Here is a 25,077-nt window from a genome sequence, read left to right on the forward strand (position 1 = left end):
TAAAACCTGTCCCATAGTGCATCCTTCCATTCGGGAGAAAAGACTGCACCATCAAAATCTGGGATCAAACAGCTAGGTCGGCGATTTCCCGTGTCTGCAAAGACATGTTCGGCATTTTCGGGTGCGGATCGGCAAGGAATGTCGTGAGGGTTTCTTCCGTCCAGCCCGGGTCCCCGGCCATGTCGTAAAAGCTGGGAAGAGATACGCTCGAGGCGGTCTTCTGATCTTCTGCGACGAGATGACAGGACGAGCACCATTGCAGCGCCAAGGTCTTTCCTGCAGCCGCGTCGGCTGCCTGCGCTGTTGTGGATGAAGCTGAAAGTCCCAAAACAGCTGCTGCGACAACAGGTAGAGCAAGACATGCATTTCGATATGCGGTTGCCAGGTTACGAACTGAATTGCCGGTCATGCATCCTCCTTGTTTTCGCCAGTCATCGTCATAGCTTCCTACTGACAGACTGAAGATGACCTCCAAACAGTCCATACGCCTTGCGGTGGATCAATCCCTCAACCACAGCGCGTTTTTGAATTGCTACTCGCGTTATCCTCAGCCACAGTGGGTGTTGGTTATTTGTTCCGGAGACGACTATGCCTATGAGTTTCAAGTCAGTCCTGTCAGTGTTTGGCGTTGCGTCCGCACTCGTCGCCTTGCCCGTGCAGCACATTGCGGCACAAGAGACGCCGATTTATTCACTCACTGACCGGTTTCATTCGGTAACGGCGCAAAGCGGAATGGTTGCCAGCCAGGAAGCCGTTGCGACGCAGGTCGGTGTCGATATCCTGAAACAGGGCGGAAATGCTGTCGATGCGGCAATTGCGACAGGTTTTGCCCTTGCGGTGACGTTGCCACGCGCGGGAAATCTGGGCGGCGGCGGATTCATGATGATCCATATGTCTGCCAGCGATGAGACCAAGGCACTGGACTATCGGGAAAAAGCGCCGGCCGCGGCATTCAAGGATATGTTTCTTGGCGATGACGGTGAGCCGGACAAGGACAAGTCAAGATATTCCGGTCTCGCGGTTGGTGTGCCGGGGACCGTCGCCGGATTTGCCGAAGCTTTTGACAAACATGGCAGCGGAAACCTCAGTTGGGCCGATCTTGTTGCGCCGGCCATCAAGCTTGCAGACGAAGGCATCACTGTAACTCCGGGCCTGTCGGGTGCTCTTGCGGCAAGAGTTGAGCGGCTGACGAAAGATCCGGCAACGGCTGAGATTTTCTACAAGGACGGAGGAGTGCCCTATCTGCCGGGTGAAACTCTGGTCCAGAGCGATCTGGCGAACACTTTGCGGATGATTGCCGACAAGGGCGCGGTAGGATTCTACCAAGGGCAAACCGCTGAACGGATTGCAGCAAAGGTCCAACAGGCTGGCGGTGGCATGACCGTTGAAGATCTTGCCGGCTACGAACCGGTCTGGCGCGATGCAGTCACCGGCACCTATCGCGGATATGAAATTGCGTCCATGCCGCCGCCATCTTCCGGCGGTGTTCATATTGTCGAGATTCTCAATATGCTCGAAGCCTTCCCGATTGCGGAGTTCGGTCCGAATTCTGCCGATACGATCCACGTCATGGCGGAAGCCATGCGGCGGGCCTATGCCGACAGGTCGAAGTATCTGGGCGATCCCGATTATGTGGATGTTCCGGTCAAGGGCCTGACGTCACCGGCTTATGCAGCAGAGCTTGTCAAAACAATCGATCTGGAAGTGGCAACACCGTCCGAGCAAATCAAACCGGCTGACCCACTTCCCTATGAGAGCAATGAGACCACGCATTTTTCAGTTGTCGACAAGGACGGGAATGCGGTTTCCAACACCTATACGCTCAACTTTTCCTACGGCGTGGGGATGACGGCCGATGGGACAGGTGTGCTGCTTAACAACGAGCTCGACGACTTTTCGGCAAAACCGGGTGTTCCAAATGCCTATGGATTGATTGGCGGTACCGCCAACGCCGTTGAGGGCGGCAAGCGTCCTTTGTCGTCGATGAGCCCGACACTTGTCTTTAAGGATGGGACGTTTTTTCTGGCGACGGGCTCACCCGGAGGGAGCCGTATCATTACAACCACTCTTCAGATCATCATGAACATTATTGACCACAAGATGAGCATTGCTGAAGCCACTGCTGCCCCACGTATTCACAATCAATGGCTGCCGGACGAAATCAGGATCGAAGAAGGCTTGTCGCCTGATACGATCAAGCTTCTTGAAGCCAGGGGGCACAAAGTCGCGGTCAAGAATGCGATGGGTTCGACCCAGTCGATCATGAAAGTGGGCGATGTTCTCGCCGGAGCCTCTGACCCGAGACGTCCGGGCGCCTTGACGGCCGGCTATTGAGCCTTTGGCGGAAAGTGACGGTTGATCGTGCTCGGGCTGTCCAGGTCACGCAGATGCCGGAAGAAACTTTCCGCCGACACGGCCAGGAACGACATCAGGAGAACACCGATATAGGTCGAGTGCTCAAGCAGTTCGGCCCGGTCACCAACCACGACGTCGAAGATGGTGAAGCCAAGGAACACAACAATTGAGACCGTGATGGCAACGTCTGTGCGGTAAGCAACGCCGGGCTTGTCCTGAACCAGTCTGACCCCGGCCACCACAAAAAATGCCGCGGCAGCAAATTCTACCACGCCAGCAAAGACAAGCGTCGCCTGGATAAAGGCAGGGTCGAGCGAAAGCCTGTCAAAATACATGGTGAACTTTTCGACCCGGTGGTTTCCCCACCAGCGCAGCAAGCCGATGTCCTGACGGGCAAAGAACTTGTCGAGCCCGTTCAGCAACCAAAAACTGAACCAGAAAATGATTACAACGGCGGTGATGGGCTGACGGAGCGCGTGCATTTTGGTCACCTGGCATCTCGATTTGTAGATGCGGATTGCTTAGCGCCAGGTCCTTGCCATTCAGTTACATTCGGTGGGTGGGGGGCGTTTCAGTTTCGAAGCTGGTTAATTAATGGTGAAACGCGACTTCACTCTTTCGTGTTCTTGCCGTCCGCATATTCGTTCGTGACAAGCTTTGCGAATTTGCGGTCAAGTGCCATGCGATCCTGAGCCGGCATGTCGGGCCAGATGATTTGTGCGCCGACAAAGGCCGCATACTCAATCTGAGCGATCTGCATTGCTTCTTCTGCAGGCAGGCCGCTGTCACAATAGAGGCCAGCAACGAAATCGGTTCTCAGCTTGTCGACATCCTCCAGCACCTCGCGTGACGCTTTGTTCGACTGCGCGAACTGACGAACCTTTCGTTCCAGATCATGATCCAGATGATTGGCCAGATCGGACAGTTTCTGACGCCTGTCCTTGACCGCCGGGCCGAGTGTTTGGTCTGCGACATCCAGCGTGTTTTGTTGCTTCCAAGCCTGCATCATTTCCAGGATGAAGGTGCCATGGTCCTGGAAGTGGTGATAAAACGAACCGCGCGTGCGCTCGGCCGCACTACAAAGCGCCTCCACAGTCAGTCCGGCAGGGCCATCTGATTTCAATTGGGAAAGCCCCAGTGACAACCAGTCGGATTTCCCGAAACGCTTGCGTTTAGTCATCCTGTCCGGCTGCTCTTTTCATTTGTCTTCAACCCTGCCCGAGCTCCGATCCGGAGCATTCGGTCTTGCCACGCGATGGCTTTTCAAATGTGACGCCGTGCTCGGCTTCCCGAGACCCTGGCCTAAAGTCCGACCGAGCCCAGAAAGCCAAGTATGAGTATCGGCAAGAACAGCCAGCCTTGCGGCATGTCCTTGTATTTCTGCTTCTTAATCGGTGGAACTGCAAGACCGAGAAGGCAGAATGAAGCTGTAAGGGCGGTCGCGACCCAGGCTAGCTCCAGGCTTTGGGGCCGGAAACCGGCAATAACAAACAAAACCGCAAGCATGGCAAGAACGATCGTGACGATGTGCCAGCAGAAATAGGTCACGTATTTCGGAACCGGATGCAGATCCTGAGCCTCTAAAAGTGGAACGGCAATGGCGCGTCCGCCGGCAAATGTGTGAAGCAGACAGACCAGAAACGAAAGAAAGCTGGCGAAAAGCAGAAGAGAATTCATAGGACCATCCTTACAAACCATAACAAATGGTATGTTATTTTGATTTCAGAACCGTTGCCAATGTGGCGTCCGGTCACAGGCGGGGGGATGCACTTTTTTTGCCTAGAGCGATTGTCTGTTTGACACCTGCAAAAGCCAGTGATAGCCCTATCCAAAGCGCTTTGGAGTTTGGTGATTGCCGAAGTCCGCTCATCCACAAAACCGCACAAACCGGGAGGGCAAGATGCCGATCAGAACCGTTGTCTGGGGCGAAAACGTCCACGAACAGCACAATAAAATCGTTGCGGACACCTACCCGAAAGGGATGCATGAGTGCATTGCGGAAGCTTTGAACGAAGACCCCGAAATCAGCGCCACAACGGCAACACTTCAGGAACCCGAGCATGGTCTGACTGAGGAACGGTTGCGTGAAACCGATGTTCTGTTGTGGTGGGGCCATGCCGCCCATGGCGACGTTTCCGACGTGGTTGTCGATCGGGTCTGTGAAGCTGTCTGGTCAGGCATGGGCATGTTGTTTCTCCATTCCGCTCATTTCGCCAAACCGTTCAAGCGGCTTATGGGTGGGCCTTGCAATCTGACCTGGCGCGAGGCCGGTGAACGCGAAAGGCTTTGGGTAACCAGCCGCAATCACCCGATAACCAAAGATCTGCCGGATAGTTTCGAGCTGGAAATGGAAGAGATGTATGGGGAGCCGTTCGGTGTGCCGGAGCCTCTGGAAACGGTTTTCATCAGCTGGTTCCAGGGCGGCGAGGTGTTCCGGTCGGGTCTGACCTACAAGCGCGGCGCAGGCAGCATCTTTTATTTTAGGCCGGGGCACGAAACCTACCCGACCTACTACAACGACCACGTTCGTCAGGTGTTGAAGAACGGCGTCAAGTGGGCCTTCAACCCGATGGCCCGGCTGACCGACCCGAATGCAGCTCCGAATGTGCCGGTTGATGCGGCACCGGAGAAAATCGAGGAACGCGGCCCGAAACTTCACGCCGAAGGCGAAGAAGGGTATCGCTAGTATTCATTCCTTTTCAAAACCGCAGGTGTGGCCGTGTGTTCGGCCTTCCTGCGGATGGAGAAATTCATGACGACTTCTGAAAAACCGGTCCGGATTCTTGTCCTGGGGACGGGAAATATGGCACGCGTTCATACCGAAGCTTTCCAGAAGATAACTGGCGTCGAGGTTGTTGCCGGCGTCGACAAGCGAGCGGAAGTTCTGGCTGAATTTTGCGATGGATTTGCAATTCCTCACCGGTTTTCGGATCTGGATGAAGCGATTTCCTGGGGCGAATTCGATGCTGTGACCAATGTGACGCCTGACGGCGCGCACCACCCCACGACGATGTCCTTGCTGAAAGCGGGCAAACACGTTCTTTGCGAAAAACCGTTGGCCACCAACGCCCGGCATGCCGACGAAATGGCAGCGCTCGCCCGCACCGCAGGGCTAGTCGGTATGGTCAACCTGTCCTATCGCAACGTGGCCGTCCTTCAGGAGGCGGCCAAGCTGGTCGCAGAGGGTGCAATTGGCTCTCCCCGGCATTTCGAGGCGTCCTACCTGCAGAGTTGGCTGACGCAACCTGCATGGGGCGAGTGGCGCACGGAAAGCCAGTGGCTTTGGCGCCTTTCAACCGAACGTGGTTCGAAAGGCGTGCTCGGCGACGTCGGAATTCACATCATCGATTTCGTGACTTTTGCCGCCGGAAGCCAGGTTCGCGATCTCTCCTGCCGCCTGAAGACCTTTGACAAGGCGGAGGGTGGACGTATTGGCGACTATACCCTTGATGCAAACGACAGTTTCACATTACAGGCCGAGCTGGAGAACGGAGCGCTCGGAACCATCAGTGCGACCCGCTTCGCATCGGGCCATCTGAACGATCTTCGCCTGCGTCTTTATGGCGACAAGGGAGGGTTGGAAGTTCTTTTCGAACAGCGTTCCGAAAGTCTGTGCATCTGCCGCGAACCCGATCTTCAAACTGCCGAATGGCACGAGATTACAGTTCCTCCGGTGACTACAATCTACGAGCGGTTCGTTTCAGCTATCAGAGGTGAAGGCAAGGCCGAGCCGGACTTCGACCATGGTGCGCGGTTGCAACACGCGCTCGACGCTGCCGAGCGTTCTCATGCCGAGGGCAGCTGCTTCCTGAGGCTCTTCGACTAGACGTTCCATAAGAGCTGCAGCGGAGCTTTTGAAATGAGAAGCTCCGCTGCAGAAGTGGGTACTAGAGGCAGGGCAACAACGCGGGATCGATCGCCACAGCGACAGGCTCTTCCGGAAATTGCATTTTCTCTTTTAAAGGTCAGGCCCTGATACTTCGTTCAGAGCCAGCGACAGGTTTTTCTCAATTTTTAGACGAAACGGGTTTTATCCGGCAAAACCGGCGAAAACTCGGGGCGAAACGCACAAAAACTTAGAAGCAAAAATTTAGCATTCTTTAGAAAAACAGGTGCTTGAGTCCTCCGCCTGGAAGCGGATCGGACAAAGTTGCTGGTTGTTGGTCCAGAAACGGCTCAGCAGTTACTGCGCAGAGTGTGAAGGATGCTGAATGTCGAAACCAGGCACGAAAAAAGCCGCCAGATGACGGCTTTTTCAACTCACTGGGGTAAGTGAGGAAAATTTGGAGCGGGCGATGGGATTCGAACCCACGACCCCAACCTTGGCAAGCGAGAAATTATTGTGTTGTAACAATCACATAAATTACCTCCTAGTTCATCTTAGTGCCCAAGACTGGCAGCTAATCCGGCCTCACCAAATGGGCATAATTTGAACCTTGAGACACTCGAGTTTACGTCTGTGGCAGGCAAAGAAATGGGGAGATGGTAACCGCGTTGTAACCTTCTCAAGTCCACGCGGTATTTCTTCGCTGGTTCCCTCCCGATGCACTCCGCAACTGAGTATTTTAGTTATCATTCAGACCGAACGGCGCACGCGTGTGCAATCGGTCTTTCCAAGATGACTCGAGCCGAATGACTTCGTCGGCATCCATATCTGGAGAAACGCGTTGAAGGATCGTGAAACGGAAACTTTTTGGATCACGTGGTCGAAGCAACCGGTTTCCTCCATGTCCAGTCGCCGCGTAATTTTGCCAACGTGCGAGCAGGTTCCCTGTTCCATACGCTGAGCCAACGTAACTCTTGCCATCGGCCTCATCAAAAATGAGATAGATGCCTCGCCATTGAGACAAAGCTTGACGCCATCTGGTGGGGAGGATTGAAAGTTCATCCCAGGTCACATCTAGTTCGTCCCAATCCGGCATGGCTGCATCGAGCAAGTTTTCCTCGTGCACCACTAGGATTGGCATTTCATTTTTGTGAGACCGTCGCCACCATGACCGCTCCGGAGGTGGCCAACCTATGACAAGTTTCCCTTTCCAATCGGCGCAAGCATCCATTGGAAGAAGATCAAACCAACGTATGATTGCTCTACCGTCATCAGCGGTGAACCCTCTTATCCCATATGCCCCCAACTCTTGATACGCTGGGACTTGCCAGTATTGGTCTACAGTCAAAGGTCGTGATGAGGCGATTTTGTAAAGACCGACGAACAGTGCCGCCCCAGCCTCGTGACCTATAAAGGACGCAACATATCCCTCGCTTTCGAGGGCGCTCATAGACTTTTCTAGCTTCGCACCCTGAGTTTGCTGGTAGGCGTTGAACACCTCCGGCTTCTCGGCGGCAATCTAAGGCAGTACCTTTGCGAGTTCGGGCTCGAAAGGTCGGTGACGCATGACAATGGTTTTAGCGGGATCAAGCCTTTGCTTGAGAAGCAGATCATTGAATGTGAGCCATGGTGTCACAACTCGGGTTCTCCAGGTTTTTCATCGCACTTCGCGTCGCGCTCAAAAAACAGAAGTGATCTATTGAAACTTAATGTCGCGTCCGTACGCCAAGTCAGCAACCTTTGAGAGTGCACTTAGTGCTCTGATTAGATCCCTTCGACCAATATTTTTGCTAATCCACCATCCCGAGTTCGTCCTCATGGTCGGCAATTGACTATTACCTGGGTGAATGGCATTCGGATCTCGACTTACATAGCGCCTCTTTCGCGGACTGATGTGTGACAGTTCGTCAAGAACTTCCGGCGCGACTTCAGCGGTCATGTCCACGAACCGCGCAAAAATCTCAGGTAGAGTGTTTTCAGAAAATGAGACCCGCAGGAAAACCGCCGTGTATTTTCCACGTGGTCGTGTCACTGTCTTGTCTGGTTGATGCTCAGAAATTCCGTTTGAGGAGTCAACGCACTTATCAAGCGTCGTTTGAAGGTAGGAAGCAAGGCCTCTGCTTAGGGTCTTATCCAGATCAAGCAATTCGTTGACAAATGTTACTGGCAATGAAACGAATACCGTCGGTTCGCTCATGTTGTAATTCACGATTCCCTCCCAAGTTTCCGGCATTCTTCTCGCATGTCCTGGAGCGAACGCCATTGTGTTTCACCTGAAAAACGTGCCTTCCAATAGAGCCATCCGTTGAGGCTGGGACGTTTCCCGTCCTTCGTTACCGCTACAGCTTTAGCTGCGGACGAAAGAGATGGATATTCTTTGCCGTTCACAACCAGCATGCCGTCCAGGAACGATCCTTCGTAGACCTGTTTTCCGCGCTGATATTCCATCCTGGCTTCAGATCCATGCGGGATTGTCACGCCATCTTCGACGAATGGTCGACCTGTTTCCGGCGCTTGCTTGACTTCCGCTTGCTTAGTTAGTGCAGGCAAGCCAAGTAACCGCCGGAGGGCAATATAAGGCGGCTCATCGAAGCTCTGTCTTTCAGCTTCGATTCTCTGGTGAATATCGAAGTCGATGTCGATTGTACGCAACTGCATATCAGCTCTCCGCGGTCAGGGGCGACAGTTAGAGAATGATAACAATGAACTCAAAGCAGTTAAAGGAGTAATTGGAGTTTTTTAAGGATCCATGCTGAAACCGATGCGTTCGGTGGCTCAATAGTGCACACTATGAAAACCCGCTATTCTCCACGAACGATTTCCAGCGACCGGCGGAATTCAGCGTCTTCTGAATCGCTTTTCCACTTGTTGATGAACCGCGCCACCACCTGAAGGTTTCCAAGCTCGTAGTGACCGTTACTGTCAATGCGGTCCAGAGAAGGGCGCAGTTGATCGTCCGAGCCGTCGAATTGCAAAAGCAAACCTGAGATAGCGCAACAATCCCCTGTTTCCTGGAGCAGCTCTTTCAGGTGCGCAATGAGCGCCTCTTTTGAAAGTCTAATGTCCTTGTTTTTAACAGTACGATCGACAGTTTGGCCATTTGACTACCTAGCTGTCTGCTCCGCCTGATCCGCCATGCTCCAAATCGCCTTAAACCTAGCATCTTTGTAGTGGCCAGTATTTTCTCGTTCCAGCTTGCTCTCCCACCACAGGGCATCCAGGGTCCACAGATGTATGTTCAAATCCGCGGCCAGAGTGAGCAATACAGAATTTACGATTTCATATTTTTCGCCACTTGATGCACCGTGTGGAAACGTCGGCCAAAGTCCGCGATCACGCATCTCCGGTTCACTGGTACCGTTCCAAACACCGTATCGATCAGGAAAAGCGACAAGCAATATATGCGTTAAAGTGGCTGGACCGACTCCACTGAGCATTGACAACGCGCGGTCGAAACGACTCGACAGTGGAATACTTTCGTCCACAAGGATGGTCACAGCACTTTTTAGATTGTTGATGTCGTTTGCGGCAGAACAGCCAAGGCGTTCCAACCCCGTCCAATGGTGATTGTGCTTAATACTCAAAAAGTCGAGATAGTCCTGTTTTGTCAAGACCGTAGGGTCGCGAAACAATGGCCCGAAACGCGCCAGAACTTCTTAACGTTTGGCTTCAAAATGACGGATCTGAGGTAGACTGAGTGCTTTTTCCCGATCAAAGGTCATGGCTCAAACCTGCAAAAACAAGCGCGTTTTATCCACTACGGCTTCTGAAGCTATCCATAAATTTACAGCAATTGCATTTGTCATAATGGAGCTTATGCGAATAATGGCTTCCCTGATGAACTCTAAAAGCTGGACAGCGAACGCAACAACGACAAAAGACAAACAGATTCGACCGAAGAGATCTAACACGCCCCACCACAAAGGTCGTTTCGTTCATGTTCTCATTTTAGGCGGCCAAAATTGAAATCCAGTAATTTCTGTAGCTACTTGATCGATATATTGGTCCATTGCGTGGTTTACAAACTCAACAAGAAGCCAGTTGGCCTGGCTATTGAGATGACGCTCAAGACCTTTGGGGTCATACCTGGCAAGCTCGCTTAACCGGTGCATTGCAGCAAAAATTAAGCAAATTGTGTGTCGGTAACCTACCTTATTCGAAGATAAGTCCTTCTTGATGTACCAAAGGTCGCGATCACCAGCGATGTTGCATATGATACGACGTGTAGATGCATGGTAGCTATTCAGTCGACTTAAAGCGTCCAATTTTTCATCAGCACTGCATCTTCCGTGATACCAGCGAAAACGTCTCTTTCTCCTCACGAATATCTTGTCATTTTCATCCCAAATTTCAAAAGAACCTGGTAGTTTCGTGAGAATTCGACCATCGGAGTATCTTGGAATGATCTTGGCCTGAAACCACGCCTCTCTATTACTATCGTGCTTAACGTAGCGTGCACTTTCTAACGGCACGAACAGTTCCGGTGACGAAGTGAATGATAAACAAAAAGCTCTGTGGATGAACGGAATGTTCCAGAGTATTTCTTTCAGGGAATACTCATCATTCCGACTGACACTCTCATTAAAGTAAGCGCACAAGGCAGGCAAAACGCCACCACTTTGAAACCTTACCCGCTCATTTGAGAGAGATGTCCGAGCATTCTCAGGTCGATCTCCGGCGACGCCGTGCCGGTCTACATGGCGAACTGCCTTGTGCGAAAGCAGCGCCTTTGCGGCGTTGAGAAAACAATAATAGAGCGTCAATGGCGCCGCCTCAGGACCCAGGTTTAGACTCGCATCACTAAAACGTCTGGCCTGAAGCCAATAAGCTAAGGCGTCTGTGGAGCCAGCTCGCTTGAGGTAAAGCTCCACATAGGCCCAAGGATCATTGCTCAATACGTGTAGGGCACTGAAATCAGGATCAATGACCCCTTTGTGCATCCAAACTCGCCGAGAACTAATGGTCAATTGAGTAGGCACGTCTCTCCCGTAACAGCCTCTAACATTACGGCGAGAACTTACTCCTAGTTGCATGAATCAGTCAATTGACTGTAAGTTCATATGGTTACGGGTGTGGTGCCGCAACAATAAAAGCGTCAGCAGGTGGCGCGCCAAGAATCACCTAGCTTCAGCTATTAACGACTGACCGGAAGGCAAGCTTTGACATCGTAGCCCAAATTCAATTTCGTTAAATCCCAAAATCTTTGGACCTACGTCACCAGCCCCGGAAAGACCCTCATTTGATTTCCGCCCCAAACAAATCTCAGTCTGAAGTCATCTCTTGCCTGAATGGGCCGCTGCTTGTCGTCGCCGGGCCGGGTTCCGGAAAGACCTTCTGCCTGGTGGAAAGGGTCGCCAATATACTGCTATCCAAAGAGATTGAGCCTGAGCGCATACTGGTGTCCACCTTCACCGAGAAGGCCGCGAAGGAGCTGGTCACCCGGATCACCCAACGGCTCGGCGGTATTGAAGCGATCGGGAACCCGCTGGATCTTACCGTCGGCACGCTGCATTCGATATTCCTGAAACTGCTGGAAGAATTCAGGGCGCATACGCGTATCCAAAAAAATTACACGGTCCTGGACCAGTTCGATCAGCAGTACTTCATTTTTCAGCAGATCGGTGAGTTTCAAAAGATCGACGGGCTTGATGCCGCGCTCGGACTGAATGGTCCGCAGTCCTCGTGGCGACGAGCCGGATCGCTGACCACCTGGCTCAACAAAATCAGCGAGGAAGGCATTCCCGGCGAAGATCTATTATCCAGTTCGACCCCTGAAATGGTTGCCTCCGGCCAAGCCTATTTGACCTACCAGCGCCTCCTTGGCGAATACAACTATCTGGATTTCTCCACCATTCAGGTCGAAATGCTGCGCCTTCTAGACACTCCTGAAGTATGCGCCGAACTCCAGAAACGTTTCGACTTTTTGATGATCGATGAGTATCAGGACACAAATACGATCCAGGAAAAAATCCTCCTGAAGCTCGCCGAAGAGCATAAGAACATCTGCGTTGTAGGCGACGACGATCAGGCGCTTTATCGGTTCCGGGGCGCATCCATTCGAAACATCCTCGAATTCCCTGAACGATTTCCGGCGGGAGAATGTCACCAGGTACGATTGACGCAGAACTATCGATCCGAACCACCCACTATCGATTTCTACAACAACTGGATGGACACGACGGAATGGGAACAGGATGGAACCACCTTCCGTTTTGATAAAACCATTCAGCCTGCCTCCTCAAAGCCACCCCATTATACGACCGTCTTCAAGGTTTCCGGAGACGACGGCGCCGACAACTGGGCCGAAGAGACGGTCGCGTTTTTGAAGGACCTGAGGTCCAAGGGCATCGTCAAAGACTGGAACCAGGTCGCCTTTCTCTTCCGGTCTGTCCGGAACCCGAAGGTGGTGACCTTCGCGAACAAGTTGGAAGCGGCTGGCATTCCCATCTACGCGCCCCGTTCCAACATGTTCTTTGAACGGACTGAAGTCCGATTGTTGCTTGGAGCCCTACTGTTCCTGTTTCCCCAGTATGGAACCATCCGCCAAACACGGGAGGGAATGAACCTCGACGTTTGGACATACTATGACGACTGTCTCCGGACATTCATTGACCATCTCAAGAGCGGAACTGATCCTCAGATCGCCGCCTGGGCAACCGCAAAGGCAAAACAGCACCTCACATTGACGGAAAACACCAATTATCAGTTTTCCGGTCTGTTTTATGACCTGCTGCAATTTCCGACCTTCAGCGGCTTCCTGGACGAAGGCGTCGCCCATGGCGGGGTCCGCGACAGCCGGGCAGCCCGGAACCTTTCAAAGATCTCCCGGCTCTTGAACAAATATGAGTACCTCTACAACGTCATCGTCATCCGGCCCGACCGGTTGGAACGGGACCTGTTGATGCTCTTCAATTACTTCCTGCGCTTCCTATGGGACGGCGGCATTGAGGAATATGAAGACGAAAGCGAATACGCCCCTTCCGGATGCGTATCTTTCATGACGATCCACCAGTCCAAGGGGCTGGAGTTTCCGATCGTGATTGTCGGCTCGCTGGATGCGGTCCCGCGCAAGCAAGTGACGGATATGGGGGTCCTTCTCGAACAGGAGTTTGGCGGGCGGGCACCGTTCGAACCGCTCGACCGGATCAAGACGTTCGATTTTTGGCGACTGTTTTATACCGCCTTTTCCCGAGCGCAGAACATGCTGGTGTTGACCTGTCAGGAAAACACGCCAAAAGGCCGCGGGCAGCGCAATGTTCCTTCCGCCTATTTCCGGCCGGTCTATCGGGACTTGAAGCCCTGGCGGGAGTTGACCTTTGACGCCGGCGCTATCGAACTGGCCGAAGTCAAAGAGGTCGACATTAAACAGAGCTATTCCTTCACATCGGACGTGCTCGTGTTTGAGGCCTGTCCACAGCAATATCGTCTGTTCAAGGACCTGGAGTTTGCGCCGGTACGGACGAACGCGATCCTGTTCGGTACTCTGGTGCACCAGACCATCGAAGACATCCACAAGGCGGTCTTGAGTGGCGAGGAAAGCAAGGTGACAGGAGATCAGATCGACCGTTGGTTTGATCTCAACTACAACAACCTGACGAAGAAAGAGCGGGTTTATCTGGCAGACCCGGTTTTGAAGATCGCCAAGCGCCATGTGACCAGCTATGTCGACCGGGAACGGGCGCACTGGCATCGGCTCCGGGACGCCGAGGTGGAGCTGTCATTGTTGAAAGAGGACTACATTCTGACCGGAACAGTCGATCTCGTTCAGGCAGATGACGGGTCCTACGAGATCATCGATTTCAAGTCCGAGAAAAAGCCGGACTTGATTGACGATGCGGACAAACTCAGCCGCTATCGTCGCCAGCTCCAAATCTACGCCCATCTTCTGGAGGGAAAACGAGGCGTCGATGTCAGCCGGATGACTCTATACTACACCGGTGAAGAAGCCGGAAACCCTCGGATCACCTTCAATCGTGAGACCACCGACGTCGAGGGCACAATTGCCAAGGTCGACGGTGTCATTCACAAGATCGTCGAGAAAAACTACGCCCTGTCTGAACGCCCAGAAAAGCTCTGCAAGAACTGCGACTTTCAGGCGTTTTGCGATATGACATTCTGCAAAGCTTGAACACGAGCCAAAAGAGCAAATAATGAGTGAAAAACACGATTCTTTTGAAACATTTGATTTTGACCTTCAGCCGATCCGAGGCTTTCCAGAACTTCGGTGGACAGGCAAAAGGCCTTTTACTTCTACACAGTTCTTTCCCGCCCAACGAAAAGAAGCCTATGGCGATGCCAAAGATGGCTGGCTCAATCAAATATTTTGGGGCGACAACTTACAGGTAATGTCCCATCTTTTGAGAAATTTCCGAGGGAAAGTTGACCTCATTTATATAGATCCTCCATTCGATTCAAAAGCAAACTACTCCAGAAAAATAAAATTAAAAGGAAAATCCGTTGACGCCTCGAGATCCTCCTTTGAGGAGGCGCAATATCACGACATGTGGAATAATGACGGTTATTTACAATTCATGTACGAGCGCCTGGTTCTGTGTCGCGAATTACTTTCGAATACGGGAAGTATTTATCTTCACTGTGATTACAGAAGGTCTCATTATTTAAAAATAATAATGGACGAAGTCTTTGGGTTAGATCAATTCATTAACGAAATTGTATGGGTGCGGACGAATGCACACAACATGAAGTCGAAAGGATACACAAGATCAAACGATCATATTCTTTTCTACACAAAGACTTCTGAGTATACATTTAACGAACAATTCAATCCAATATCAGAGGAACAGCTGTCGCGGTATAAGAAAGATGCAGATGGCCGTCTATATACTGGACAGGACTTAACTTTTTCCTCTGAAAGTGAGACGCGACGCGACACTTGGCGAGGTACCACGCCCTCTCCAGGGCGAGCTTGGGGTGCATCGATCGAACAACGGGAAGAATGGTGGGAACAAGGACTGATACTAAAAAAGCGAGACGGCACTCCGCGCCTCGACGGTTTAAAAGTCTACTTGGATGATGCAAAGGGGACTGCACTAAGTACCATGTGGGACGATGTCTCTCGTGTCGGCAATACTTCAAGTGAGCGTCTAGGATATCCCACACAAAAGCCCGAGGCTTTGCTGGATCGTGTCATTGAGGTTTCTTCGAACCCTGGTGATCTCGTTTTTGATTTCTTTATGGGCTCGGGAACGACCCAAACCGTTGCAATGCGAAAAGGACGGCGCTTTCTAGGAGCAGATATCAATCTTGGCTCTGTCGAAATAACTGTTCAGCGGCTGTTAAACGAAGCGAGAACTATTGTAGATGAAGAAAATTCCCTGCTGGGTCCTAGTGATGCGTCCTTAAAACGCTTTACAGGCTTCGAACTCCACAATGTCAACAACTATGACATATTCCGAAACCCGGTTGAGGCCAAGGAGCTGATCAAGGAAGCCATGGAGCTTCAGCCGTTGCCGACGAGTAGCGTCTTCGATGGTCAACGTGACCATTATCTAGTGAAAGTCATGCCCGTGAACCGTATTGCCACGCGAGCGGATCTGAATGAGGTCATCAACGGGATGGACTTCAAAGCCTTTGAACACCGTCAGGCCGAAGCCCCGTCCAAGATCGTCGAACGGATCATGCTGGTCTGTATGGGCCATGAGCCTGACCTCGGGCCAGAGCTTGTTAAGGCTGCCAAACCTTTCAACATCGAAGTTGAAGTCGTCGACCTGATCCGCGACAAGTCCAATCTGCACTTCAAGCGCCAGTCCGACGCGAAGCTGGCGAGCAAGGACGGGTATCTTGAGATCGTCGGTTTCTATCCGCTCAATCTGCTCCAGAAGCTGTCTATGGACGCCGACACGGTCGAGGATTGGCGACAGCTTGTGGAAACCATTAAAATCGACTGGAACTATGACGGCGCCGTCCTCAGTCCGGAACTCATCGACGCTCCGGGCAAGGATGAGCTGGTTTCCGGTCGATATCCTATCCCGAAAGACGCGGCCACGATCCGCGTGAAAATCACCGATCTCCTCTCGGAATCCTGGGAGGGTGAAATCGAAAATGCCTAAGAAAAAGACGATCAATCAGGACTTCGCCTTTTTCACCGCGCTGTACTTTTTCGTGCAGACCAACAAGGCGAAGATTAGAACCCGGTTCCGGAAACTGTCAAAGCATCTTCTCGACTTCAACGATCCGGATTTGAATGCTAACGCCTATCTGCGGCGCCCACAATTTGAGGCGCTGGAGATGTACGTTTTCCTGAAGGAATTTGGCGAGAACCGTCACGTCCATGAGCTTTTCAAGGAGTGGGCGAAAAACGAAGGCGTCTTTTACGGCTACCAGACGACGGGAGCGGACAAGACTGGTCAGGGAACCCTCCTCGGCTTCCTGGACCTTGAAGGTGATGATCAGTACGAGGCGATTTTCGCCAAGATGAGCGAACGCTCGCGCAGCTATCCCAACTACATTTTCGCGCTGACCATGGGCCTGGGCAAAACCATCCTCATGGCGACTTGCATTTTCTATGAGTTTCTGCTGGCGAACAAATTCGGCAAGGACACAAAATATTGCCGGAATGCGCTCGTGTTTGCCCCCGACAAAACCGTGCTTCAGTCACTTCGGGAGATCCAGACATTCGATCTTGCTCAGGTCGTCCCTCCGGAATACGCAAACTTCCTCCGGACGAACCTGAAATTCCACTTTCTTGATGACACTGCATCGACGATTGGCGCGCAGGACGGCTCATCCTTCAACATCATCATCTCGAACACCCAGAAAATCATTCTGAAGCGGAAGCAAGCTCGGCCGACGGCCACCGACAAGCTTTTTGCGGAGAAGACTGGAACCCTGTCCGAGGTCTATGGCGATCTTTATGACATGATCGGTGCGGACGCTCCGGAAACAGATGCTGACCTCGCGGTCAATGCCCGCTTTCAACGCATCGCCCGGCTGCCCCAGCTCGGTATCTACGTCGACGAGGCACACCATTCCATGGGTGCCTCGCTGGAAAAGGATCTTGGTCAGGCTAAACAAAGCTCGGCTCTCAGAACCACAATCGACGAACTGGCGAAAGCTCTGGAAGCCAGAAAAACAAGCGTTGTCGGCTGCTATAATTTCACCGGCACGCCATATGTCAAAGACCGGATCATGCCGGAGGTGGTCTACGCCTATGGGCTCAAGGCCGCCATCGACAACAAGTACCTCAAGCAACCCGAATTTCTGACCTACACGGGCAACATCAAGTCAGAGGACTTTGTCAGGGAGGTCATTACAAGTTTCTGGAATGACGTTGGCGAAATGCGTCATGAGGGGATGCTTCCGAAGCTCGCCCTCTTCGCCGCCACGATTGACGACCTTCAGCACGACCTCCGGCCGGCAATCGAAAAGGTACTGGACGAACTCGGCATCGCGACCAGCCGCATACTGGTCAATGTCGGCGACGAAAAACTCACGACCAACGAGGATATTCGTGAGTTCAACCGACTGGACACGCCTGAATCGGAAAAGCAATTCATCCTGCTCGTCGGCAAGGGCGGCGAAGGCTGGAATTGTCGCTCCCTCTTTGGCGTTGCGCTCTACCGCAAGCCGAAGTCCCGGATTTTCGTTCTCCAATCGACAATGCGCTGCCTCCGATCCATAGGTCCGGATCAGGAAACGGGGTTCATCTATCTGTCCCGGGAAAACCAGGACATCCTGGACGACGAGTTGCAGCAGAACTTCCGCGTAACGACTGAAGAAATTGGCCCGAAGAAAACGGACACCTCGTCCACGGTGGAAATCACTGCCGTTCCTCCCCCAGTAATCATCAAGATGAAACGACATCAGGAGCTTTATCGGACGGTCAAAAAAGACAACCCGGAGCCGGTTGCCGTGGATCTATCCGACCATGCGATGGAACAGTTCCGCGTCACTCTGGAGCGCAGAATCCATCTCCGTGACAGACCTACGTCTGTGGAAGACATTACTGACCGCCAGTCGCACAAGACCTATAGTCGCCTCACCTTGGTCGGTGAACTGGCGAGATACTTCTCAGGGGACGGCATATCGCCATTCGACATCGAGGAAGCCCTTGAAGAGATCGACGGCGGCTTGGATGCCCTCGTTGAAGCCGTGAACAAGTACAACGACGTCATCTATGACATCCTTGTACCCCGGCTGTTCCATGCGTTTTTTGAGGTAGAGAAATTCCAACGGTCCGTCGACGAAGAGGTCGAGCTGATCCGCGGATACAACGCGTCTTCGAACAAGTTACCGACCTTCACGATGAAAGCGCAAGAACACCTCGTTGCCCGTCGCGATTATCCGGAGTTCGACGGGCTACGCGCCAAATCCTTCCACCTCGATGCCTATTGCTTCGACAGCAATCCGGAAGTCGACTTTTTCAAGCGTGTCCTGAAGGACGGGAAGACCGAGAAGATCTATTTCACCGGGATGCTTGTTCATGGGCAGTCCGGGTTTCAGGTCTATTACATCCACCCTGAGTCCCACACCGTGTGCAGCTATCATCCGGACTTCCTAGTCTATCGCGACGACGGCAAAGCCCATCTCATTGAGATCAAGGCAAACTGGAAAAAGGAAGATCCGGTCGTCCTGGCCAAGAAAGAGGCCGCCGAACGGCTAGCTGAGGGGAACATCTTCGAATACGCGCTCGTGACGGCCGAACAATTCGACGGCTTTTTGAGTGAAAGTGGTTGGGAGCAGTTTGAGCCAGAGAAAACTCTGACAATTTAGACAGCGACGTACCCTATACGTCATAAGGCCTGACGTTGCCATGTACCCCAGCCGTCCGCGGCGGCGCAGCTACGCGGGCAGGTGCATGACGGCAGTGCCTCAGCGCTATCACTGACCACAAAACGTGAACAAAATCACTTCTTTACACCGGACGTCTATCGGCGCTAATCTACCCGAGCTACTGATGAAGTTGTGCCTACGAGCCGCGATTTTGCCTTCATGATGTAGCGCTTCAGACAAAACGACCAACGCGCATGCTGGTAGAAGGCCGATTCGCAAGGTTGAGAAGCTCTGCAGAGCGCTGCCAGTTGCATTTTAGCCCAGAATTCAATGGGCAGGGATGCACTGTGCTTGCTCGCTAGCGATGCCATCATGTCTGCCCTCATAAGGAAAGATATGATGGAATCGATTTTCCACTTACCTAGTCTGAACGCTGCGCCTGGAACAACGGCCGAGCGCCTGCTTAATTTGAAGGAGGCTGCCGAAGCCATTGGCGCGCATTACTGGCAGCTTCAACGCGCGGTAAAACGTGGCGACATTCCCAGCTACACGCCCTTCAACTCACGGAAACTCGTCAAGCTTTCTGAAGTGATCGCTTACATCGATTCCTGCCGTCAGGGAGGTGTCGAGTGATGGATAATATCGATGAGCTTTTCGAGGACGCCGAGAACATTTTCCGGAACTACGACCCGCTCTATGATGGCCTTGGATTTTCATGCACCCCTGTTGAACGTGGCGACAAAAAACCCCTAGTAAAGGGTTGGACGAAGAAAAAGAATATGGCCGCCAGTGAGCGGGAAGAGCTCCGCCAGAAATATCCGAATGCTAGTATCGGGGTTCTCGCAGATACCCCCTTGCCGAACGGCAATGTATTTGGCTTCGTCGACGTTGATCATCCGGGATTTACCGAATTCAGTCGCCGTCTCACAAGTCCAGTCTCCAGTAAGATCGGACAGAAGGGCATCACCACATTCTGTCAGTTTAAGGTAGGTACGAAGAGTAAGAAAGTTCGACAGAAAGGGGCGAACGCACCGACAATTGAGCTTATGGCATCGTCGGGGATGACGGTGCTTCCGCCGTCAAGGCATCCATATGGTGTAAGATATCGCTGGGAAGGCAAGCCGCTTTATGAAGTCGATCCATGTGACCTGCCGGTGTTAGGTGACACGCAAATTGAGTTGTTGGCCAAAGTCGGCTCCCACCCTGCCGCTCTTGCGATTGCCGAGGGCGGACCAGACCTAAAAGCGCACGACTTGATGCTGGCACTTACATCGTCCGGCATTGCTATACTCGGCCTAGACCTTAAATGGATGGCGCATTGCTTGAATGGGCTCCTTCCCGAAGGATATCGCGGGAATACTGCCGACGAAACACTTGGGATGCTGGAGAGCGCTCGGGCAAAGCAACTGGGCGGTGGTGATGCGAAAAATCCGGCATACGATCCGGGTGAATTGGGTCCGATCCCTTTGGGCTATCTTTCAGACGGTCGCTTCGTGCTCTTTGAACAAACCCGTCATTTGGTGATCGTCGAAACAAGCACCAGACTGATGAGCGTTGGCACGTTACTGAATCTTGCACCCGCTGAATTCTGGCAGAAAAGCTTCCCAGCAAAGAAAGGGATCGATGTACCGGGAGCGGCCATCACGCTAATCTCAGCTGGCCGCGCCAAGGGCGGTTTTGATGAGAGCACAGTTCGCGGACGCGGCGTCTATGTCGAAAATGGTCAAGTTATCCGAAACTTCGGTGGTAATATTCCGAGTAGCGCGAACTACACTTACGTTTGCCCAATCCCACTAAGGATTGAAGCCGACGGTAAGCAGGTTGGTCCGGCTGCCGTCCTCAGGTTTCTCCAGCTATTCAACTTCGCATCACCTAGTGCGGCCTATCTCTTGTTCGGTTGGCTCGCATCCGCCGTTATCTGTGGGGCTCTTGATTGGCGAACTCATGTCTTCATTACGGGGGCCAAAAATACGGGCAAAACGACACTCGTGAACGCCCTACGCAACCTTATTGATAAAATCGTTGTCGCGCTGGACGGCCAGAGCACCGAAGCGGGCATCCGCCAGAAGCTAGGACCCGACAGCCGCCCCGTAATGTTAGATGAGTTCGAGAGCGATCAGAACCTTGGAAGAATGCGGGCGGTCATCAAACTGATCCGCAGTGCGTCATCAGGGAATCTTGCGATTGCACGCGGCACTCCTGAGGGGAAGGCGCTGGAGTTCAACATCCGAGCTAGTTTCCTTCTTGCTGCCATAAACCCAATGGCGGTTACTGCTGCCGACCGTTCACGTATTGTGAACCTTGCCCTCAAAAAGCACGACAACGACACGTCGCGTGCACGCCAGATTGCCGAGTTGAGTCAGCAGTTCGAGGATACAAGCGCAAACTGGTGCCTAGGGGCGATGGACCTTACGGCGGAAATTCTAGCCAGTATTAAAACGCTGCAACGCGTCTTCCCGCCTTGTGACAGCCGTCATGCCCTTAACATGTCCACCTTACTTGGCGCTGCTTGGACCATGTTGAACAATCGCGAAATCGATGAACAGGCTGCAGAGGCGCTCATTCAAGAACATTTCCCGATTATCGACGAGCTTGCGGAGGCCCATGAACAGGATGACGCCATCGAGTGTTGGAATGCTTTGCTTGAATACGCGCCGCAAAGTGGTGGTGAGGTCCAACTCCTTGGCGAAGTATTGGCCGAGATTAAGAAACTGTCGAAACCCAACCGCGACCGCCACAATGATGGAAATAGCCTACAGTCCCTTACGATTTTTATAGAACGCCTTGGAATGAAATGGGAGGGCAACGGGCTCATCGTCGCCAACTCACATCGCGCTCTCAAGGACGTATATCGGGGAACGCAGTGGGAAGCCGGAAATTGGGCTGACTCTTTGCGACGGTTGCCGGGCGCTGAAGCCACGAAACAGAAGCGCTTTTCGGAGAAGGTGCGTTCCCTCGGAACCTTCATTCCAGCTGAACAAATCCCCGATTGGGATAAACCCGAGCTCAAATTCTAGCCTGTCACGCCGTCACGTCACGTCACGCCACCTGCGTAGGCCTACCGGCAGTGGCGCAGGCAGCCGCAATTTGGAATCGAAACTATTTAATCCCTCATGCGTGAGTAATTGGAAAGATAACCAAGGGTGACGGGGCCACGGCTACAGTGCAGCCGTGCGTGGTATGCCCATGACGTGACGTGACGCGTGACATGGAAGTGCGATTTCAACCTAGTTGAGCGTGGAATCCGAAATCCAGAAGGCCGCGACCTTTTGCGGCCTCTCCAATCAAACCGCGGCAGAGGTTACCGGTGCGGTTACCGCTGTGGTCGTTTCGTGCGCCTTCTGAGGTCTTCGGCGATTACTTGTGCGGGTTACGCCGCCGTGTTTTCCTCGTCGTTTTTTCATTTGGAAAGAGCAAGATCATGAAAAGTTTCAATGTTTCAATCACTTCAACTACGCGGCGTCGGAAACTGAAAGACGGAACCATTGCCGCCTATCCAAGATGGAACTGCGACTATCGGGATCCCAATACAAACCAGCGACATCGACCTGCTTTTAAGCTGAAAAAGGACGCAGAAGCATATAGGAACGCGCTGCTGCTTAAAGTCGCGGAAGGAAACTTCTTCGACGAACGCAAAGCTCCAACTGTCGCAGAAGCTATCGATCATTGGCTTGGTACGAAAGACGGCAGCGTCAAAGCATCGACGCTGAAGGGCTACAAGGTCGTGGCGAACGGCGCGATCCGTGGGCCTCTGCTTATCGGTACCAAGCAAGAACGTGCGGACTACACCGAGAATGGTATTGCCCCTAAAGGTGCTCGCTTCATCAAACTTCTCGGGCACCTGAAGCTGACGGACCTGAACACGGCCATGATCCGCGCGTGGCACAAGACTGTCTCCGAGCAGTGCGGGGCTTATACGGCGAACAGGGCCAAATCTCACCTAGAGTCAATCTTGGCGTTGGCCGAGGAAGACTTCGGCGTCCGCGCGCCTTCTATGCCGACTGGCCTCCCGCGTGCACGACATAAGCAGAAGAAGGTCATCCTAACCCCTGAACATATCGCCAAGCTGGTAGCTGCGGCCAAGGACGATCCTGAACACGGCGTCTACTACGCCTTCGCTTTCCTCGCCGGAACCAGGCCGTCCGAGCAACTGGGTCTCTTGTGGAGCGAAGTGGATTTCGAGCGCGGTGTCATTCGCATTCGCCGAATTCAGGAGCGCGACGGCTCGCTAACGGAAATGACGAAGACGGAAGCCGGGACACGGGACGTCCCCATGAGCGCTGTTCTGCGTGATATGTTGCTTGATTGGCGCGTTCGTTGCCCGAGGAACGGCAAGGAGCTTCACCGCGTCTTTCCTGGCCCTGGAAGGCTGCAGGAGTGGCCGAAGCCGCGTCTTGGAGGCGGTGGACCTCTGCTCTACCAGAATTTCCGGAAACGCTATTGGGCTCCCGCCTTTAAAAAGCTTGGCCTACCCTACGTGACGCCGCACTCCGCACGCCACTCCTTCATTTCAACCCTGCAAGCGCAGGGAATTGAGGTCGGACTGGTCGCGCAGATCGCCGGTCATGCCAATCCAACCGTGACGCTTAGTCACTACACACAAGCCGTTCGAAACGGCAGCGCTGCTATTGAGGCGCTGGATAGGGCCTACGGAACTCAAACAAATTAGGAGTTAATGGTTATGGGAATCGTTGTTGAAATCGGTGGGATGTCGTTTCCCTCAAAAAAGGCACTAAAACTCAAATGCCGAGAAATATTGCGCAAAGATGAGCAGGGAACTGAAATTACAGGTGATGACGCCAAAATCGTCGATGCAATACTGAAGGGACGCCCCGATAAGCTAGCTGAAATCGGTTCTAAAAAAGTGGTTCGCTACCTTCGAATAAAACACCCGCACAACACTCCGTGCTTCTCTGCTGAACTGGATGACGGTTCAATCATCCACTTCAGTTTCATGAAATTCATCACTGCCTATCCGGAAGCCACGGTAGCGTAGGCGGTGCGGGGCACAGGTATATACGCTGCGCCCTGTCCGCCGTACGTACGCTGGTGGGGTCAGCTTCCTGCGGCCCCTGCTACCGCCCAGTTACAGTGGCCGCCCCTACGCGCTGCCGCCACGGGAACGCCATGTGGAATGCCTGCAAAACCTAGCTTAATTATCTGATATTATGCAGATAATTGCGCCAGAATTCTTGCCGTGTTTTCCTGTCCTGTTCAGCACAGGAGATCGCCATGAAGGTCTTGGTTAGAGACAAGCGCACCAACAAAGAGAAATGGCTTCCTTTGGAAAAGGCAGCGGAACTGATGCGCCTCGCCGCTGTGGAACTTGAGTGGGCGTTTGAAGAATTCGGGCAATGTGAGTGCGAAGACCACATTGCCATCGACCAGAAATGGTAGGCTGACGCAGGACAGCTAGTCCAACAAAGCGCGGACGTCAGCAACACTGGCGCTCGCGCAATTGTATGCGCCCGCTTTCCGGGGGAATTGGGTCGACCCTCTCCCCATGTTCGATGGGACCCGCGAACGCTGCCGGAGGACCCGTTCAGACCTGGGACGCTCGTCACACCATATGCTTAAGTACGTCAAAGCCGAATTCACTCAATGCGGTAGTCGACTGAACTGGCTCCAACATCAACAACTCGCAGCGCCCTGCCGGACACCTTCATGCTTTGCCCCTTGCCGAGACTGAACTGGATTGGGCGTGACTGCGTAGCGTATTGCGACGATCCGCGCGCCGGAATGAATTTGTAAGAGGTTGACGTGGCCGTCCCCGAAACCGGCACTGTTCCAACGGTTCCGCTGATGTTTGTATGAGTAGTGCTCGGATGTACGACAGGTGTTTCAGTCATGGTGGTTGCGTCGCTTGTGACGGCGACATCCGTTCGCTCGAACACCGCTTTTCCTCCGCGCGTACCTACATAGCGAACGGTCGTTCCGCCTGCGCTAGTGGTGCGTCCGAATACATCGGCTTGGCCAAAAGCGTTTGGAAGTGAGCGCCGAGATTGGAACTTCATGACGACGTCACCTGGGCCCGCTGTCTTTGTAGCTTGGGTAACTGGCGTTACAAGCTTGGTCTTGGTTTCCACTGAATTGCAGGCAGTGAGCCCAAACGCAATTAGCGCGACGCTGATAGCAAGTTTGTTAGGCATTTCTTTCCCTAAGCG

General features: G+C 52.9%; 22 protein-coding genes. 11 read left to right on the plus strand and 11 right to left on the minus strand.

The annotated features are described in order from the left end of the window. Nucleotides 1-64: 64 nt before the first annotated feature. On the minus strand, nucleotides 65-409 hold the full coding sequence (locus Q0835_RS17945) for a c-type cytochrome (RefSeq protein ID WP_298963543.1): 345 nt from the start codon (nucleotides 407-409) through the stop codon (nucleotides 65-67). Nucleotides 410-588: 179 nt separating this feature from the next. Here Q0835_RS17945 and ggt point away from each other — a divergent pair, with 179 nt between their 5' ends. Continuing rightward, nucleotides 589-2,334, plus strand: a complete 1,746-nt coding sequence (ggt, locus tag Q0835_RS17950; protein WP_298963545.1) for a gamma-glutamyltransferase — start codon at nucleotides 589-591, stop codon at nucleotides 2,332-2,334. On the opposite strand, the gene Q0835_RS17955 is transcribed toward ggt, so the two are convergent. The 3 genes from Q0835_RS17955 to Q0835_RS17965 all read right to left on the minus strand — a co-directional run bounded on the left by Q0835_RS17955 (nucleotide 2,328) and on the right by Q0835_RS17965 (nucleotide 4,032). Beyond that, on the minus strand, nucleotides 2,328-2,837 hold the full coding sequence (locus Q0835_RS17955) for a hypothetical protein (protein ID WP_298817415.1): 510 nt from the start codon (nucleotides 2,835-2,837) through the stop codon (nucleotides 2,328-2,330). The two genes, ggt and Q0835_RS17955, sit on opposite strands and share 7 nt — an antisense overlap. A gap of 128 nt (nucleotides 2,838-2,965) precedes the next feature. Continuing rightward, entirely contained in the window at nucleotides 2,966-3,535 is a 570-nt protein-coding gene (locus Q0835_RS17960; RefSeq protein ID WP_298817413.1) for a TetR/AcrR family transcriptional regulator, read from the minus strand. 122 nt (nucleotides 3,536-3,657) lie between these two features. Continuing rightward, nucleotides 3,658-4,032: a hypothetical protein gene (locus tag Q0835_RS17965; RefSeq protein ID WP_298963547.1), complete on the minus strand. Its 375-nt coding sequence runs from the start codon at nucleotides 4,030-4,032 to the stop codon at nucleotides 3,658-3,660. A gap of 223 nt (nucleotides 4,033-4,255) precedes the next feature. Here Q0835_RS17965 and Q0835_RS17970 point away from each other — a divergent pair, with 223 nt between their 5' ends. Both Q0835_RS17970 and Q0835_RS17975 read left to right on the plus strand, forming a co-directional pair. Continuing rightward, nucleotides 4,256-5,041 (plus strand): ThuA domain-containing protein, encoded by a 786-nt coding sequence (locus Q0835_RS17970; RefSeq protein WP_298817407.1) that lies wholly within the window; start codon nucleotides 4,256-4,258, stop codon nucleotides 5,039-5,041. A 66-nt stretch (nucleotides 5,042-5,107) separates the two neighbouring features. Next, complete coding sequence (locus Q0835_RS17975) at nucleotides 5,108-6,181, plus strand: Gfo/Idh/MocA family oxidoreductase (RefSeq protein WP_298963549.1); 1,074 nt, start codon at nucleotides 5,108-5,110, stop codon at nucleotides 6,179-6,181. 739 nt (nucleotides 6,182-6,920) lie between these two features. Here Q0835_RS17975 and Q0835_RS17980 read toward each other — a convergent pair. The 6 genes from Q0835_RS17980 to Q0835_RS18005 form a co-directional block, all read right to left on the minus strand. After that, the gene (locus tag Q0835_RS17980; protein ID WP_298963551.1) at nucleotides 6,921-7,679 is read right to left on the minus strand and encodes a GIY-YIG nuclease family protein; all 759 of its coding nucleotides are present in this window, start codon (nucleotides 7,677-7,679) and stop codon (nucleotides 6,921-6,923) included. A gap of 198 nt (nucleotides 7,680-7,877) precedes the next feature. After that, nucleotides 7,878-8,390 (minus strand): hypothetical protein, encoded by a 513-nt coding sequence (locus Q0835_RS17985; RefSeq protein ID WP_298963553.1) that lies wholly within the window; start codon nucleotides 8,388-8,390, stop codon nucleotides 7,878-7,880. Continuing rightward, complete coding sequence (locus tag Q0835_RS17990) at nucleotides 8,387-8,839, minus strand: hypothetical protein (RefSeq protein ID WP_298963555.1); 453 nt, start codon at nucleotides 8,837-8,839, stop codon at nucleotides 8,387-8,389. Before Q0835_RS17990 ends, Q0835_RS17985 begins: the two co-directional genes overlap by 4 nt. A 143-nt stretch (nucleotides 8,840-8,982) precedes the next feature. Further along, a complete protein-coding gene (locus Q0835_RS17995; protein WP_298963557.1) occupies nucleotides 8,983-9,156 on the minus strand; it encodes a hypothetical protein in 174 nt (57 codons plus the stop codon). 129 nt (nucleotides 9,157-9,285) lie between these two features. Then, on the minus strand, nucleotides 9,286-9,792 hold the full coding sequence (locus tag Q0835_RS18000) for a hypothetical protein (RefSeq protein ID WP_298963559.1): 507 nt from the start codon (nucleotides 9,790-9,792) through the stop codon (nucleotides 9,286-9,288). A 324-nt stretch (nucleotides 9,793-10,116) separates the two neighbouring features. After that, complete coding sequence (locus tag Q0835_RS18005; RefSeq protein WP_298963561.1) at nucleotides 10,117-11,121, minus strand: YaaC family protein; 1,005 nt, start codon at nucleotides 11,119-11,121, stop codon at nucleotides 10,117-10,119. 299 nt (nucleotides 11,122-11,420) lie between these two features. Between Q0835_RS18005 and Q0835_RS18010 the strand changes: the two genes are divergently transcribed. The 8 genes from Q0835_RS18010 (at nucleotide 11,421) to Q0835_RS18045 (ending at nucleotide 24,310) form a co-directional block, all read left to right on the plus strand. After that, a complete protein-coding gene (locus tag Q0835_RS18010; protein ID WP_298963563.1) occupies nucleotides 11,421-14,309 on the plus strand; it encodes an ATP-dependent DNA helicase in 2,889 nt (962 codons plus the stop codon). Between the two features lie 22 nt (nucleotides 14,310-14,331). After that, nucleotides 14,332-16,251 carry a site-specific DNA-methyltransferase gene (locus Q0835_RS18015; protein WP_298963565.1) on the plus strand — a complete coding sequence of 640 codons (1,920 nt, stop codon included), beginning with the start codon at nucleotides 14,332-14,334 and terminating at the stop codon, nucleotides 16,249-16,251. Then, nucleotides 16,244-18,913 carry a DEAD/DEAH box helicase family protein gene (locus Q0835_RS18020; protein ID WP_298963566.1) on the plus strand — a complete coding sequence of 890 codons (2,670 nt, stop codon included), beginning with the start codon at nucleotides 16,244-16,246 and terminating at the stop codon, nucleotides 18,911-18,913. Before Q0835_RS18015 ends, Q0835_RS18020 begins: the two co-directional genes overlap by 8 nt. A 399-nt stretch (nucleotides 18,914-19,312) precedes the next feature. Continuing rightward, nucleotides 19,313-19,546 (plus strand): hypothetical protein, encoded by a 234-nt coding sequence (locus Q0835_RS18025; protein ID WP_298963567.1) that lies wholly within the window; start codon nucleotides 19,313-19,315, stop codon nucleotides 19,544-19,546. Further along, on the plus strand, nucleotides 19,546-21,930 hold the full coding sequence (locus Q0835_RS18030; protein ID WP_298963729.1) for a bifunctional DNA primase/polymerase: 2,385 nt from the start codon (nucleotides 19,546-19,548) through the stop codon (nucleotides 21,928-21,930). Before Q0835_RS18025 ends, Q0835_RS18030 begins: the two co-directional genes overlap by 1 nt. A 404-nt stretch (nucleotides 21,931-22,334) precedes the next feature. Next, a complete protein-coding gene (locus Q0835_RS18035) occupies nucleotides 22,335-23,582 on the plus strand; it encodes a site-specific integrase (protein WP_298963568.1) in 1,248 nt (415 codons plus the stop codon). A gap of 12 nt (nucleotides 23,583-23,594) precedes the next feature. Next, on the plus strand, nucleotides 23,595-23,909 hold the full coding sequence (locus Q0835_RS18040) for a DUF3223 domain-containing protein (RefSeq protein ID WP_298963569.1): 315 nt from the start codon (nucleotides 23,595-23,597) through the stop codon (nucleotides 23,907-23,909). Between the two features lie 236 nt (nucleotides 23,910-24,145). After that, complete coding sequence (locus tag Q0835_RS18045; RefSeq protein WP_298963570.1) at nucleotides 24,146-24,310, plus strand: hypothetical protein; 165 nt, start codon at nucleotides 24,146-24,148, stop codon at nucleotides 24,308-24,310. A gap of 197 nt (nucleotides 24,311-24,507) precedes the next feature. Here the strand turns inward: Q0835_RS18045 and Q0835_RS18050 are convergent, their stop codons facing one another. Beyond that, nucleotides 24,508-24,927 carry a hypothetical protein gene (locus Q0835_RS18050; protein WP_298963571.1) on the minus strand — a complete coding sequence of 140 codons (420 nt, stop codon included), beginning with the start codon at nucleotides 24,925-24,927 and terminating at the stop codon, nucleotides 24,508-24,510. Between the last annotated feature and the right edge of the window lie 150 nt (nucleotides 24,928-25,077).

Source organism: uncultured Roseibium sp., from assembly GCF_947499295.1.
Taxonomy (GTDB): Bacteria; Pseudomonadota; Alphaproteobacteria; order Rhizobiales; family Stappiaceae; genus Roseibium.